Below are 15038 nucleotides of genomic sequence, written 5' to 3' on the forward strand. Positions count from 1 at the left end.
TCTCCTATACCCGTCCGAGGGCAAAACCTTTTGCCACATGGTTTCTTACAAACCAAATAACCAATACGCCGGGTAAAATGGTTAATACCCCTGCCGCAGCTAATACGCCCCAATCAATCCCCGAGGCACTCACGGTGCGGGTCATGACTGCAGCAATCGGTTTAGCATCTACCGAGGTAAGCGTTCTGGCTAATAGCAACTCTACCCAACTAAACATGAAGCAGAAGAAAGCCGTAACCCCAATGCCCGAGCGAATAAGTGGGATAAAAATTTTGGCAAAAAAGCGGGGGAAGCTATAACCGTCTATGTAGGCGGTTTCATCAATTTCTCTGGGTACGCCCGACATAAATCCTTCCAAAATCCACACCGCTAATGGCACATTAAATAAACAGTGCGCCAAGGCCACCGCAATGTGGGTATCGAATAAACCCACCGAAGAATAAAGCTGGAAAAACGGCAGCAAAAATACCGCCGGTGGTGCCATACGGTTAGTAAGCAGCCAAAAGAACAAGTGCTTATCACCAATAAAGCGAAATCGCGAAAAGGCATAAGCCGCTGGCAAAGCCACCGCCAAGGTGATCACCATATTCAGCGACACGTAGTAAATCGAATTAACGTAACCCATATACCAGCTGGCATCGCTGAAAATGGTCACGTAGTTGGCTACGGTGAAATGTTCAGGCCAAAAACTTAAGCCACCCAAAATTTCTTGATTACCCTTGAACGACATAATCACTAGCCAATAAATGGGTAACAGTAGGAACAATATGTATAGGCTCATTCCCAGTGTTTTTTTGATATTCATAGTTGCATCCTTTCGCTAGTGCTTACTTACCGTCGTTATGGGTCATGGCGGTGTAGAACAGCCAACTGACTAACAAGATGATTAAAAAGTAAATGATCGAGAACGCCCCAGCCGGACCGATATCAAATTGGCCTACAGCCATTTTGGTTAGGGTTTGGCTTAAGAAAGTGGTTGAGTTACCTGGGCCACCACCGGTAAGCACAAAGGGCTCGGTATAAATCATGAAGCTGTCCATAAAGCGCAGCAGTACACCAATCAGCAGCACATTTTTTAGCTTCGGTAATTGAATAAAGCGAAATACAGCCCAGTTTGAAGCGCGGTCAATACGGGCCGCTTGATAATAAGCATCAGGAATCGCACGCAAGCCTGAATAACACAGCAAGGCCACTAGCGAGGTCCAGTGCCATACATCCATGAGCAATACGGTAAACCACGCATCCATCGGATTAGAGGCATAGTTGTAGTCAATACCCAAGCTATTAAGCGCCCAACCAAATAAGCCAATATCAGCTCGACCAAAGATCTGCCAAATGGTGCCCACCACGTTAAGTGGCACCAGCAAAGGCAGCGCTAAGGTGAGCAAACATGCCACCGAGCCAGGGCCTCGAGCCGGCATCATTAATGCCACCAAAATACCTAGAGGAATTTCGATTAACAGCACCGAGCCAGAGAAAATAAATTGGCGTAACAGTGAATCATGCAAGCGCGTATCGTTAAGGATTTCTCGGTACCACTCAGTGCCCACAAAATAACGCGTATTGGCATCAAAAATGTCTTGAATGGAGTAATTCACTACCGTCATTAAGGGGATAATGGCGCTAAAGGCAACCAGCGCAAACACTGGCAATACCAAGTACCACGCCTTATTGGTATAGGGTTTAATCATGATTATCTTCCTTGGCCACCAAGTATTCGTCGATGTATAACATCAGCCATTGTTCAGGAAAGCTGATGTAAGCAAGTTGCTGCGGTACTCTTTGGTCTTCTTGCAGGCGAGCCTTAATAACCTGCTCTCCCAGCTGTAAACTGAGAATTTTATAAGTACCCAAATCTTCAACAAACAGCACTTCGGCTTGATATGCATTACCATTGGGTTTGTCCCATACATGCACAAACTCGGGGCGAATACCCGCCTTTAGGTTGGTTGAGGTAGTGGCGTTAACCGCGGCCAGCTCATTATGACTAAGGGCTATCTTTTGCTCGCCAAAACACACACCTTGCTCGCAACGCTCAACCTCCAGCAGGTTCATGCCGGGGCTACCGATGAAATACCCCACAAAGGTATGGTTAGGTTGCTCAAACAGCTCTCGGGGCGTGCCAAATTGCACCACTTGGCCGTTGTACATCACCGCAATTTTGTCGGCGAAGGTAGAGGCTTCAAGTTGATCGTGGGTCACGTAGACCATGGTTATGTTGAACTGCTCGTGAATTTGCTTAAGCTTTCGGCGTAGCTTCCATTTTAAATGCGGGTCGATAACCGTAAGTGGCTCATCAAACAAAATGGCGGATACATCATCTCGCACCAAGCCCCGCCCCATAGAGACTTTTTGTTTTTCATCGGCACTCAGGTTGGCGGCTTTTTTATTGAGTACCGCGGTAAGCTCAAGGATTTCGGCAATTTCACCCACCTTTGATTGCACCTTGGCCTTACTCGCGCCCATGTTACGCAGCGGGAAAGCGAGGTTGTCATATACGGTCATGGTGTCGTACACCACGGGGAACTGAAACACTTGGGCAATGTTGCGCTCTTGCGGTGGAATGTCATTCACTCGCACTCCATCAAACAATACCTCACCGTCTGATGGCTCTAACAAACCTGAAATAATATTTAACAAGGTTGACTTGCCACAACCCGATGGCCCCAACAGGGCATAGGCTCCGCCTTTGTGCCATACGTGGTTCATTTCTCGTATAGCGTATTGCGGCTGCTCGGCATTTTTGTCATAGCAGTGAGCCAGTGATTTGAGTTGGATCTCAGCCATGATAATGATCCTCTATGCGGCGGCTCGAGGCCTGAATGAGTTGCCCTGCTTGGTCAAATACATGCAGCTTGTGGGTAGGCACATAAATTTTAATTTTTTCGTCCACCTGGTAGGAATGCACGCCAGAGAGATGCAGCACTAATTGAAAATGCTCGTTACGTACATGTAAGAAGGTTTCTGAGCCCGAAATTTCGGCGAGTTCCACCTGCACTGAAATCTCTAGGTCATCATCATTTTTAGGGAGTAAGCTTAAATGGCTAGGGCGAATACCAAACTGGTAATCGCCTTCGCCCAAGGCTTTAAGATCGGCATTTAGTGGGAAGTGCACCTTGTCATCAAAGGTCACTTCAGTGGTGCTCATTTTTCCGCTAATCAAATTAATTGGCGGCTCGTTAAACAACGCGGCGGCTGTTACGTTGCAAGGCGAATGATAAGTTTCTGCGGTGGGACCACTTTGCACCACACAGCCCTCATGCAATATGGTGGTGGTGCCACCCAGCGCTAAGGCTTCGTTGGGCTCTGTGGTCGCGTAAATCGCGATGGTGTTACGCTGTGCAAACAAGTCTCGCATTTCTTGACGTAACTCTTCACGCAGCTTGTAATCTAAGTTAACTAAGGGCTCATCAAATAAAATGATATCGGCATCTTTTACCAACGCTCGAGCCATCGCGGTTCGTTGCTGCTGACCGCCAGAAAGCGCTAAAGGCAAGCGTGAAAGATAATCGGTAATCCGCAACATCTCGGCGGTTTCCATTACCCGCTTCTTAATGGTGGCTTCTGATTCTTTAGCCAAACGCAATGGCGAGGCAATATTGTCGTACACCGTCATATTGGGGTAGTTAATGAACTGCTGATAAACCATCGATACATTACGTTCTTGTACCGACACGCCAGTGACGTCTAAACCATTCATCAGCACACGACCAGAGTTAGGTTTATCTAATCCGGCCATTAATCGCATCAAACTGGTTTTACCCGACAGGGTGCGACCAAGTAATACATTAAACGAACCCGGCTCAAAATTGAGGCTGGCTTTATTTATGTAGTATTGGCCATCAACCATCCTTGTTACATTTTCCAATGTCAGTGACATGGGTGGGGGCTCTCCTTTAACGTTCGTGCTGAACAATGTTCGCACTGTGTTCAAATACGCAAATCTACGAAAGGTATTGCTAGAGCCATGCCACATTCACCAAATGAAACTAAACCACTGATTTAAAATAAAATTAAAATATTTACGTTTTTTATTGAAAATAAACATGTTCATAAAACGTGATCAATGTGAACATTTTGTTAATAAACTTTGACCAGTTAATGTTCGTATGCGAAAGTTCAGGCCGGATACAGGTCATACAAGCAGATGTGATGCTGATGAAGGGACGATGATGAGCGAAAAATCGCAGTGGTATTTGGAGCATGAAGCCTTAATTAAACATTCTTGGCAGCGCTGCCGTGAGTCAGGCCTAACCCATCACAGTGAGCCCGAGCTTGAGCATAAATCTGTCGGAGATCTATCTTGTTTACTGGAACAACATCATCAATTACTCGAAACCACTCATCACCAAGTCTTGCCCTATTACGAAAACTTATTAGCCAATAGTAACAGTCAAGTGATGCTGGCAGACCATCAAGGTTACGTGCTAAAAAGCTGGGGTGAACAACGATTTAAACAACAACACCACGAGATATTTTCCCCTGGCACTGGCTGGCAAGAGCCGGTGTTAGGCACCAATGCCATTGGTACAGCCATAAAAACCGGTAGTGTGGTACAAATTCATCACGACGAACACTTCTTAGTCGCTAATCGCTTTATGACTGGCTCAGCTGCACCTATATACGGTGTAGATAGGGAGATGGTCGGGGTGATTGATATATCCAGTGATACCTACTTACCTGAGTCTCATACTTTGGGCATGGTAAAAATCATGTCGCAGGCAGTTGAAAACCAACTGATTATATCTCATTTCAATAATGAACACTTTTTGCTTCGGTTTAATACCAGCCCAGAAAACATTGATAGCCAGTGGTCTGCACTGATCGTTTTTGACGAAACAGGTTTGGTTATCTCAGCCAACCGGCGCGCTGAGTTAGTATTGGCGACCGACTTAAAGTTAGTGAATATCAGTGAGCTTTTTGATGTGAGCGTTGGTCAATTAATTAACCAACCGGAGAGCTTTCAAGTTCCCTTGTTAACCCGTCAACAGTTCCGAGTTCATGGTATTTTACACAAGCCTAAACAAGCCAAACCACGAGTACTCGACTTTAGAACTCTGCTAAACAGTAACTCGACCGCCAAGCCGCAACATCGTTCTGAAAAACAATCCTTCTTGCTAGATGATTTAAGCTTAGGTGACCCGGTAATGGCCAAAGCCGTCGCGCAAAGTAAACGCATTGTAGACAAAGACATCCCCATTCTCATTCGCGGAGAAACCGGTGTTGGTAAAGAAGTGTTTGTCAAAGCGCTACATCAATCGAGTCAACGCAGTAAACAGAATATGGTAACGGTAAACTGCGCAGCTATTCCGCAAGAATTGGTTGAATCAGAACTATTTGGCTATGAAAAAGGGGCTTTCACTGGTTCTAGCAGCAAGGGCTATATTGGCCTAATTCGCAAGGCCGACAAAGGCACCCTATTTTTAGATGAAATTGGCGACATGCCACTTAACGTGCAGGCGCGATTACTGCGTGTATTACAAGAGCGTCGAGTTAATCCCTTAGGCAGTACAGAGTCTTATCCAGTGGACTTTAAACTGGTATCGGCTACCAACCGCAATCTAAAAGACGACGTAGAAGCGGGTAGTTTTCGCCAAGATTTATATTACCGAGTAAGCGGTTTAAACATCGAACTGCCAGCCTTACGCCATCGTAGTGACCGCCAACACCTGATCCAGTTTTTACTTAATTACTACGCCGAATCCCCGCAAGATGCGCTGATCACCGAGCGGGCAATGCATAGCTTTTGTCAGCATCCCTGGCCGGGTAACATTCGTCAGTTAGTCAGTGTGATTCAAATTGCTCAAGCCATGTCAGACAATCAAGCGATTGACTTACCTCACTTACCCGACGACTTCTTTGCTGATTTAGCCAGCAAAGCCACGAATGTTGAAGCGTTTACTCCTTCGGTTGCGCCACTTAATAATGAGGCAGACACTCATAAAACCGCCACCAATGATGACATCGTAGCGCTATACCAATCACTGTCGTGCAACATATCTAAAACCGCACAACAGCTTGGTGTGAGCCGTAATACCGTGTACAAGCGTTTGCGAGAAAGTGGTTACAAATAGATAAGCTTGGCGTAAATACAACACCCTTGACTGTTCGTCACAGTTTGCTTAGCTTTAGTGTTAATGACTATATGTTTACAGAGAAAGTGAGCGGTATTGGATGTTTTTATGTGCCTCTTGCCAACAGTGCGGCATCAAATTTTGGTCTAAGTATTTGTCAGGCTCTGCGTCGCCTTGCTGTTGTAAATACTGTGGCCAACTCAGTTATATACACAGCAGTAGGCGCTTTGGTTGGCGAGCGATAGCTCGATATTCATTTCATTTGCTAAACCTAGTTACCACAGGCTATTTAGCACATCGCCTTAATAGCGCTTACCCCTTATTGCTGTTGCCGATGGCATGGTTTCTAATCGAATTTATCTACCTTAAACATACGCCGATGCGAGTGACTGATACCACTCAAATACAACAAGCAAAACGCGATGGTAATCTGCTATTGCTGGCGGCCTTACTGCTATTGCTGTTGTTTTATTTTAGCCTTTAAGCACAAGTAAAAAAGGGAACTCTCTGAGCTCCCATTTTAGTTGATTTGCTTAGTTAGCGACTAATTGACTATGTCTAACTGCACTTGGTAGCTACAGTCAGCACTTTCTAGCTCTAACTTATAGCGTGGTTCTAGGTACTCTTTTGCATCCACGTCCTGCCAATTCACGATTTTCACCGAAGGTTTGGCGGGGCTAATTGGAGTTATCAATAAGTTACCTGCGAGTATCGAACCATTAGCTTGTACGATTGGCTCTACTGGCAAATTAATTTGCCAAATAGCAGAGACAGTATTTGCCACAACACATTGGTCACTCACCACCACTTGGCGATCGCTAAAGCGAATTTCTCGTTGCCAAGAAGTAATCGAGTCATAGGCTGGGTATATCTGGCTCAGGTCCATGTTAATGGTGGTGTCTGCGCCATCAACGCTGTAAGTCATGCTGGCTTCGGTACCCCGTTTTTGGGGAATAATTTCACCCGCTTCTTCAAAGCGTATAATGTTGTGTACTGCGCTTTCTTGATGAATACCGCTGTGCGACCAAATATTTTGGGTAACCGCTAACCACTCATCTTTGAACAGGCTAAATGCGCCTTGGTCTTGATGAGCATGAGACTCATCATAGATGCCAGCCACTGCAGATAACCAAGTCGCATCATCATTCCAAGAAGAGCGAACAAATATGTGTCCTGCACTGGTTGCATGGTAAATCAAATCACTGGGGACCAACTCATTTAGTTCTTGCTGCAACAAGGTGGTATGCAAATTAAAGCCGTAGCGTATTTGCTCTACAGAATTATTGTCTAACCACCACTTACCACGTTTAGCTTCATCGCTACCAATGTTCAGTGATGCCGCACGGTGCACTAGATTTTCATGGTAATCAAAGAAAACCGGAAATGAGACTCGAGATTGGTCGCCTATTGGCGCAAAGTTTTCTAGACCTGGCGTTGTAGCATGGATCCAATAATCGATAGTCTGTTTGGTATGCTGTGACTCTGCAGACAAATCAACACCGACCGAATCACGCCAGATAAGATAAAGCTCAAATAGTTTACCCTGAGCGACACCATAACCGGTGCCCTCTCGGCTACCTCCTCCTTCAAATTGAGCAAAGTACTCAACCAACTTAGGTAATTTGTCATCGTTTAGCAGCGCTAACCAAGTCTCATTTTCATCAACTAAGGCCCAAGTCATGGTCGCTTTCAAAAAACTAAAGTGATAGTTATTACCGGGATTAGTCGTAGCCCAACCGCTCCATGGGAAAGCGTTCCCCGCCCACTGAGCGTCTTTATGATTCCACACATTCCAGATAGCTTGTTCGGCGTAGTTTCTCCAACGTGTTCTTTGACTTTCGGTGAGTAAGTCATAACCATAATCGTAGGTATAGGCTAACTCAGAGATGAAATCACCAACATATAAGTAAGAGTCAAAGCTGGTTTTTGGTTTGTCGTTCTCGGCCATCTTTTGTTCAGCCGCAACAACCTGAGCTTCCACATCCTCAATCGCTAGATCGATATATTTTTTATCTTGAGTGAGGTAGAACATATAGACAGCATCAACAGGAGAAAAGCCATAACCGGGGTTACCTGCTACCGCTTGATCAACCCAAGCAGAAAAACGGCTGTAATCTTTATCGGAGTAACGTAAATGGTCGAGAAAAGATAAAGAAAGTTTATGGTTATCTGCTGATGGCGCAAGCACAGTAACCAATAAGTCGCTGCTCTTTCCTTGCCACGTAGCGGTGCAAGTTGCCTGCCCGACACTGTTACTGGTGAGTACATTTTTGGCATCAACACTTACTACATCGCTATCACAACTAAACTGACTATCACTCGGAGATGCTTCACTTGAGCCATCTGAAAAATAGCCAATAAGTTGAATACTTTGCTTGGTAGCCAAAGGCATAACCAACGATCCTTGCGGCAAAATGGCGATATAATCCACCAAAATTTGTTCCGCGCTTACCGTAAAACCTACCGCTAGGTTTAACTTTTCCCAAGTCACGGTACATGTCGCTTCACCGACTTCATAAGCCGTTAAAAAGCTCTTGTTATTTATGTTCACCGCTGATGAGTCACATGCCCAACTAATGTCAGAAGCTGCTAGACGCTTGCTCGTACCATTCTCATATTCGATATTTATCTGTAATTGGCTGGTGTCGCCCTCAACTAAGTGCGTATTACCTTCATCTAGGCTAAGGCTTTTAGCTACAACCGCTGGTTCAGAAACAAACGCTGCGGACTCTTCATCACCGCCAGCACAGGCACTCAATAACAACGGCAAAGCCAAAAAGCTTAGCTTGATAGATTGAGCCAAAGGCTTGTTCATTCCAACACTCATATTACTTCCCTGTATTTTTCATTTTGCTTCGAAAAGCATTTTCGCCCTATGACTTGAGCGACTAAAACTCAATCTGAGCAAGCTTAATGTTAACTTCTGCTTAAATATAAGCGGGTGCCATTAAGCCAAATGGCCTTAGCCGCTTTGTTAATAGCAGCATCTAAACCTATTCAGCTTAAGCTTAAGCAAAACAGTCTATTCACAAATCACCCCATATCTATGGATAATTGAGGATTGGTTAAGCTGAGCTTTCAGATGGGCCTTCCCCTCAAGCTAAGCAGCGAGATACTGAACCACGCTTGAGTAGTGTCAAATAGATTGACGGGAAATAGTATGAGAGATAACTCAATAGCGCAAACCAAAGATCCACACTAATCGGTAAAGTTTGAACTCTGTTAGGCTAAAGCATCAATAGTCGCCTGCGCCAAAGCGGCATCGTCTTGCTCACTCATGCCGCTGACACCAATTGCACCAACTACTTGCCCTTGCAAATAAATAGGGACACCACCTGCAATACCAGTAAAACGGGGATCACTCCAATACCCAAGGTCTTTACCTGTATCTTGAGCCCAAGCTGCCAAGTTTGCCGTGGGCTGGCGATCACGCGCCGAGGTGTAAGCCTTGTTTTGCGCCAACACCGCGGCATGAAAAGCGACCCCATCCATGCGCGCAAAACTCACCAATTCGCCGTGGGCATCTACGACAGCCACTGCAATATTTACTTGCTGCTGACTGGCTAAGCTCAAAGCTTGCTGAATTAAAGTACTGGCATGATCAAAACTAATATCCATAAGAAGTCTCTATAAGTAAAAATAGTGGCTTGAGTCTAAAAAGGATTAACGCCGATGCCAATAGCTTAGGCTCAATTACCTCGCACTTTAGTACTGATTATCGCCACTTAATCCGGCAGAATGCGATTGAGTAAATCAACCAGCGGTAGAACAGATAAAAAATTAGCGCAAGCCAAAGCGGGTATTATCAGACTAGGTCTGTTATATCACAGGTATAGGGATAATAACGTTAAACATCCCTCTAGCCTCAGTGCACTTATGTTAGGCTAAGAAAATATCAGCAAACAGGTGGATCATTTTGGCAAAAGACCCTCAAAATATCGATAAGCGAATCCCGATAGTCATGGCGCTACTGATCGCCCTTTTTTGCTATTATACATGGTCGCCTAATAGCCCTTTTATTACTGTCGATGAACAACAACTTGAGGACGCGTTAAACAAACAACAGCCCGCCTACATAAAAGGCATAGTGTTAATTTCTGCCGTTCATCCCTTAAGCCCTTCTCGTTTTTTACTTGATACCAAAACTGCCGACCAACAAGAACTGCAGGTGATTGTTTCTATGCCACAAGCCCCACTAATTAATTCACACTGGTTAGTGCGAGGTTCGCTGAGATGGAACAACCAAGCAATTGTAGACACAACCCTAGACAAAGCATCATTTACAGCGGCCGATGCAAAAGATTTTCAATAAACTGCGCTAGCGCAATATAGCAAAGCAAGGCCTGCTGAATAATACACTCATAACCTAAGACAAATGGCAGCTAGTGGTGACTCAACAATCTTGGAAGTATGTGCTGTATAGCGTGATGACCCTTGGGCTAATGTTAGTTATTGGCGGGGTTGGCCTGGCTATGTTTACTGATATTAGCGTTAGCATGGGCGTACAAGGCGTGCAGATTATCGCCGGAATCATCGGTCTGGGCTTACTGTTGCTGGTCCCTAGTAAAATCATGCTAACTTTAATCTTAATGAAAGCTAGCTCGAACGACCCCAAAACAACTAAAGAAAAATAACTGTACCGACAGCACCTAATTATAATCCCTTGATGAAAATATAACTTAAACATTAATATGTTTTATGTCATTATCTGCGCACTTCATCGTTAGTGACAATGAAGTCATTTGATTATATAAGGATATAGGATGCGCACGTTATTAGTCTGTTTGACATTCTCTTTTGGTTTATCGTTAGCTGGCTGCGGAGGTGGTGACAACGGAGACGGCAGTAAATTAGACCCTATCGATCCTCCAACTACCAATCCCCCGGTGTTAACTCCTAGTCAGTTAACCCTTGAACAATACCAGCAAATACTAAGCTGGGAAAATAGCTACATTGTTAACAGCTCCGACGATGCAGCGAACCATTTCGAAGAAAATACCATAAACATTGATGTATTTGCCAACGACCCACAGCCATACTCAGTCAAATACTCCCCTGAAAATAACACCTTCGAAGAAGAGATTAGCTATACCCAGTCAACTCGCTCAGACATCTGGAATGGAACATCTTGGAATCTAGTCGATAACGCGTCTTGGCTTAGCTCAAGCGACCAAATGCAAGTAATGGATGACCACTTATTTATAACCAGCGCAAGTATCGATACCAATTTCAAGCTTTACGCTGAGCAAATTGACCTTTCAAAAGACGGCGCACTAAATAAGGCACTGAATATTGAAGACGTTTCCTGGAGTTGGAACAACGCGCACTTTGAAGGCTTTGGTTACAAGGTAATATCGGTCCCCACGCAAGCACTGATCGTGGTTGATAGCGAGGATAGTTTGATTGCTGAAGGCTCAATTACCGATAAAACGGTCGACCAGATAGCGCAACTAATCATACCTCAACCCGCCACCTATGAGCTTGTTGGTGATGACGCTTTCCGTGTGGGTGAATTTACTTGGAAGGTGAAGCATGACACGGTAGCAAACCTAAATGTCATCAGAATTAGTTCTTCTTATGCCTATGCCGGCGCCTACAGTTTATTGGACTGGGCTTTAATAGATTATCAAGGTGCGATACACGAAGCCGTACTTATTGAGCCTGAACACTTCGAAAGCCTTCAGCTAGCAGAGCCTAATATTGTTTTTTCTTTTGAGAATGCGATAAAGGCGATCATCCACTTACAAAACTTAGTGCGCGGTTAACCCTAAAAATGCCCAGCAATTAGCTTGGGCATTTTTGTCTACATTTAGCGCTTAAGACTGTATAAACGGCTCAATCCATTGCTGCATCGCTTGTGCAGGTAAAGCACCCGCTTGTTGGCCAAGTAGTTTACCGCCTCTAAAACACATTAACGTAGGGATAGAGCGAATTTGATAGCGCTGCGCTAGCGCTTGTTGCTCTTCAGTATTCACTTTTAAAAACTGCGCTTTATGGGCAAATTGCTCCGCTGTTTGCTGGTAAGCCGGCGCCATGCTTTTACAAGGGCCACACCACGGTGCCCAAAAATCGACCACTACCGGTAAATCACCACTAATGTGGCGGGCAAAACTCGCCTCATCAGCCTCAATAGGCTGGCCATTAAACAAGGCTTGGCTACATTTACCACATTTAGCTTGCTCCCCCATACGTGATAGAGGCAAACGGTTACCCGCTTTACAGCTTGGGCAAATAACTATTAACGATTCAGACATCTACTGTTCTCCAAATATAGTAAGTTTACGCAGGGGCTAAATGCTCTACCATTAGCTGCACACTGCGGCGACCTCTAAACTCATTCACATCTAACTTATACACTAGCTGCACCTGTTTTAAGCTAGCGTTGGGCCAAATATTGCGGTCAACATTAAAGGCAATGGCATCAATTTCATTATTCATGCCTGGTAATTTAACGCTCATCTTTAAATGCTTTTCGCCTACCACTCGCTGGCTACACAGCTCAAAATAACCATCAAACAAGGGTTCTGGAAAACCCTGTCCCCACGGCCCTGATTCGCGTAGCATTTCGGCAAAGGCTAAGACCAATTGCTCAGGGAGTAATTCACCGTCACTCAGTAAAGTATGAGTCAGGCAGTCTTCATCTATGAAGCTTTTGGCGGTTTCTTCCAAACACGCTTTAAACTCGGCAAAACGCGACTGGGGTAGTGATAAGCCCGCAGCCATGGCATGGCCTCCAAATTTGCTAATTAAGCCTGGGTGTTGAGTATCTATCCGCTCTAATAAATCTCGCAGATGCACCCCCGCCACGGAACGACCAGAGCCCTTCACTTCGCCATTATCACCATCGGCAAAGGCGAATACCGGCCGATAATGCTGCTCCTTGATTCGAGAAGCCACCAACCCCACTACGCCTTGATGCCAGTCAGCTTGATACAAACACAGCGCCTTAGGCAAGCTTTCAGCATCTAGGCTCAGCTGACTAACACTGACTTGCGCTTCTTGCTGCATGCTTTGTTCTATGTCTTTACGCTCACTGTTTAAACTATCCATTTCACTGGCCAATTGACGGGCGTGATGGATGTCATCACTCAGTAAACAGTGGATCCCTAAGCTCATGTCATCTAGCCGCCCTACTGCATTTAAGCGTGGGCCAATAGCAAAACCTAAATCACTGGCCACCATATTGGCTTTATTTCTGCCCGATACTTCGATTAATGCTTGAATGCCAGGCCGACAGGCCCCCGCTCTAATCCGCTGTATTCCTTGATGCACCAAGATGCGATTATTGCTGTCTAGCGGCACCACATCTGCAACCGTACCGAGGGCCACAAGATCCAATAAACTGGCAATATTAGGCTCTAGCAAGCCTTGTTTGGCAAATAAGTCTTGCTGACGCATTTTACTGCGTAAAGCCATTAACAGATAAAATGCCACCCCTACCCCTGCAAGGTTTTTGCTAGGAAAAGCACAAGCAGATAAATTGGGGTTAACAATGGCTGCAGCTTTGGGCAACTGTTCACCGGGTAAATGGTGATCGGTAATTAACACTGGAATACCCAGTGATTGCGCTTTATCAACCCCAGATAAACTCGAGATACCATTATCGACAGTGATAATTAGCTCTGCTCCCTTGGCGGCAGCTAGCTCGACAATTTCGGGGCTTAAGCCATAGCCATATTCAAAACGGTTGGGCACTAAAAAACCTACGCCGCGAAAACCAAACTGCGGCAAGCCTGCCATTAACACCGCGGTACTGGTGGCACCGTCGGCATCGAAGTCACCAACAATAACTATTTTTTTTCTTGTCTGTAAATTATCAATAAGTAGATTAACGGCATCATCCATACCCTGTAAGCCTTGAAACGGCAGCAAGGCTTGGGCTCGGCGCTCAACGTCGGCGGCTGTTTTTACGCCGCGACGCACATACACTTGTTTAATCAGTTCTGGCCACTCAGCGGGCAGTGATTGGGTATCGAAATTGTCTCGGCGGCGTAATAACACGTAATTGGCTACTCTATTTAAGTGAAATAAAAAAGGCTCCCCTTTATAACAAAAAGCAGGAGCCTGATAGCAGCAAAAAAGCTTAACCTTGGTTTAAATAGTCAAGTAGTGCTGCAGGAGGTCGGTAACCTGGCAGCATGGTGCCATCTTCTAACACCATGGCAGGGGTACCACGCACACCAAAGGCTTCGCCTAATTGGTATTGCTGAATAACATTATTATTGCAGCTAGCGTTGGCAATGGAGCGGCCATTTTTGGCCGAGCTCATGGCAGCCGCTTTATCGTCAGCACACCACACACTTTGCATTTCACCATATACTGGTGAATCGACCCCACCGCGAGGAAAGGCTAAATAACGTACCGTAATGCCTAAATCGGTGTAACCGGGTAACTCTTCAATTTTCTTAGTTTGAGGGTTTTTATCTTTGTAGGTGTACAATTCGTTATGCAGCTTACGACAGTAGCCACAGCTAGTATCAGTAAATACCGTAATCACGTGTTTTTCATCTTTAGCTTTAAACACAATCATGTCGTCTTCAAAGCTAGCGAGCTGTTTAATCCGAACTTTAGCCATACTTGCATCGGTTAGATTTACGCGGTTAACCAAATCAAACAAGCTACCTTGAATCAGATACTGGCCATCATTACTGACATAAAACATACCTTGGCTAGTTGCTACTTCATAGATGCCCGCTAATGGTGTTTCGGCTATTGCATCAACTTTTACCCCTAGACGCGCCTCAATGACGTGCTTAGTTTTGCTGCTATCCAACTTTGCAGATGTATTAAGCTGGCTTTCTAAGGTTTTTACCTGTTGTTGCAACACACTAATTTGCTGCTCACTGCTTAGCTCTGCACTGTCGTCGCTCCACGCGCTATTTAAGCTTAAACCGAAAAGGCTGAACGACAACAATAAGGCCTTGGATAATCTCATTAAATTTTCTCCGAATTAGGGGTGTTTAA

The 15038-nt window shown here is 45.1% G+C and carries 14 protein-coding genes; 5 read left to right on the plus strand and 9 right to left on the minus strand.

The window, feature by feature from the left end; genetic code table 11:
- Positions 1–4 precede the first annotated feature (4 nt).
- From M0C34_RS16400 to M0C34_RS16415, 4 genes are read right to left on the minus strand one after another with little or no spacing between them, the layout of a single operon-like run.
- Positions 5–805, minus strand: coding sequence for a carbohydrate ABC transporter permease (locus M0C34_RS16400; protein ID WP_248712748.1), 801 nt, complete (start codon positions 803–805; stop codon positions 5–7).
- Between the two features lie 22 nt (positions 806–827).
- Positions 828–1691: a carbohydrate ABC transporter permease gene (locus M0C34_RS16405; protein ID WP_248712749.1), complete on the minus strand. Its 864-nt coding sequence runs from the start codon at positions 1689–1691 to the stop codon at positions 828–830.
- The gene (locus M0C34_RS16410; protein WP_248712750.1) at positions 1684–2787 is read right to left on the minus strand and encodes an ABC transporter ATP-binding protein; all 1104 of its coding nucleotides are present in this window, start codon (positions 2785–2787) and stop codon (positions 1684–1686) included. The genes M0C34_RS16405 and M0C34_RS16410 overlap by 8 nt, the downstream gene beginning before the upstream one ends.
- On the minus strand, positions 2780–3880 hold the full coding sequence (locus tag M0C34_RS16415; RefSeq protein ID WP_248712751.1) for an ABC transporter ATP-binding protein: 1101 nt from the start codon (positions 3878–3880) through the stop codon (positions 2780–2782). The genes M0C34_RS16410 and M0C34_RS16415 overlap by 8 nt, the downstream gene beginning before the upstream one ends.
- Before the next feature lie 289 nt (positions 3881–4169).
- Between M0C34_RS16415 and M0C34_RS16420 the strand changes: the two genes are divergently transcribed.
- Positions 4170–6074, plus strand: coding sequence for a sigma-54-dependent Fis family transcriptional regulator (locus tag M0C34_RS16420; RefSeq protein WP_248712752.1), 1905 nt, complete (start codon positions 4170–4172; stop codon positions 6072–6074).
- A 334-nt stretch (positions 6075–6408) separates the two neighbouring features.
- The gene (locus tag M0C34_RS16425; protein WP_248712753.1) at positions 6409–6558 is read left to right on the plus strand and encodes a hypothetical protein; all 150 of its coding nucleotides are present in this window, start codon (positions 6409–6411) and stop codon (positions 6556–6558) included.
- Positions 6559–6618: 60 nt separating this feature from the next.
- Here the strand turns inward: M0C34_RS16425 and M0C34_RS16430 are convergent, their stop codons facing one another.
- Both M0C34_RS16430 and M0C34_RS16435 read right to left on the minus strand, forming a co-directional pair.
- Positions 6619–8901: a DUF4962 domain-containing protein gene (locus tag M0C34_RS16430; protein ID WP_248712754.1), complete on the minus strand. Its 2283-nt coding sequence runs from the start codon at positions 8899–8901 to the stop codon at positions 6619–6621.
- A 395-nt stretch (positions 8902–9296) separates the two neighbouring features.
- Positions 9297–9692 (minus strand): GlcG/HbpS family heme-binding protein, encoded by a 396-nt coding sequence (locus M0C34_RS16435; protein ID WP_248712755.1) that lies wholly within the window; start codon positions 9690–9692, stop codon positions 9297–9299.
- Between the two features lie 298 nt (positions 9693–9990).
- Here M0C34_RS16435 and M0C34_RS16440 point away from each other — a divergent pair, with 298 nt between their 5' ends.
- From M0C34_RS16440 to M0C34_RS16450, 3 genes are all read left to right on the plus strand, one after another.
- The gene (locus M0C34_RS16440) at positions 9991–10386 is read left to right on the plus strand and encodes a hypothetical protein (RefSeq protein ID WP_248712756.1); all 396 of its coding nucleotides are present in this window, start codon (positions 9991–9993) and stop codon (positions 10384–10386) included.
- Positions 10387–10462: 76 nt separating this feature from the next.
- Entirely contained in the window at positions 10463–10708 is a 246-nt protein-coding gene (locus M0C34_RS16445) for a hypothetical protein (RefSeq protein ID WP_248712757.1), read from the plus strand.
- A gap of 129 nt (positions 10709–10837) precedes the next feature.
- Positions 10838–11839 (plus strand): hypothetical protein, encoded by a 1002-nt coding sequence (locus M0C34_RS16450; RefSeq protein WP_248712758.1) that lies wholly within the window; start codon positions 10838–10840, stop codon positions 11837–11839.
- Positions 11840–11890: 51 nt separating this feature from the next.
- Here the strand turns inward: M0C34_RS16450 and trxC are convergent, their stop codons facing one another.
- The 3 genes from trxC to dsbC all read right to left on the minus strand — a co-directional run bounded on the left by trxC (position 11891) and on the right by dsbC (position 15009).
- The gene (gene trxC, locus M0C34_RS16455; RefSeq protein ID WP_248712759.1) at positions 11891–12328 is read right to left on the minus strand and encodes a thioredoxin TrxC; all 438 of its coding nucleotides are present in this window, start codon (positions 12326–12328) and stop codon (positions 11891–11893) included.
- 25 nt (positions 12329–12353) lie between these two features.
- Positions 12354–14075, minus strand: a complete 1722-nt coding sequence (gene recJ / locus M0C34_RS16460) for a single-stranded-DNA-specific exonuclease RecJ (protein WP_248712760.1) — start codon at positions 14073–14075, stop codon at positions 12354–12356.
- Between the two features lie 82 nt (positions 14076–14157).
- On the minus strand, positions 14158–15009 hold the full coding sequence (dsbC, locus tag M0C34_RS16465) for a bifunctional protein-disulfide isomerase/oxidoreductase DsbC (RefSeq protein ID WP_248712761.1): 852 nt from the start codon (positions 15007–15009) through the stop codon (positions 14158–14160).
- Positions 15010–15038: the final 29 nt, after the last annotated feature.

Source organism: Agarivorans sp. TSD2052 (assembly GCF_023238625.1).
In the GTDB taxonomy this organism is placed as follows: domain Bacteria; phylum Pseudomonadota; class Gammaproteobacteria; order Enterobacterales; family Celerinatantimonadaceae; genus Agarivorans.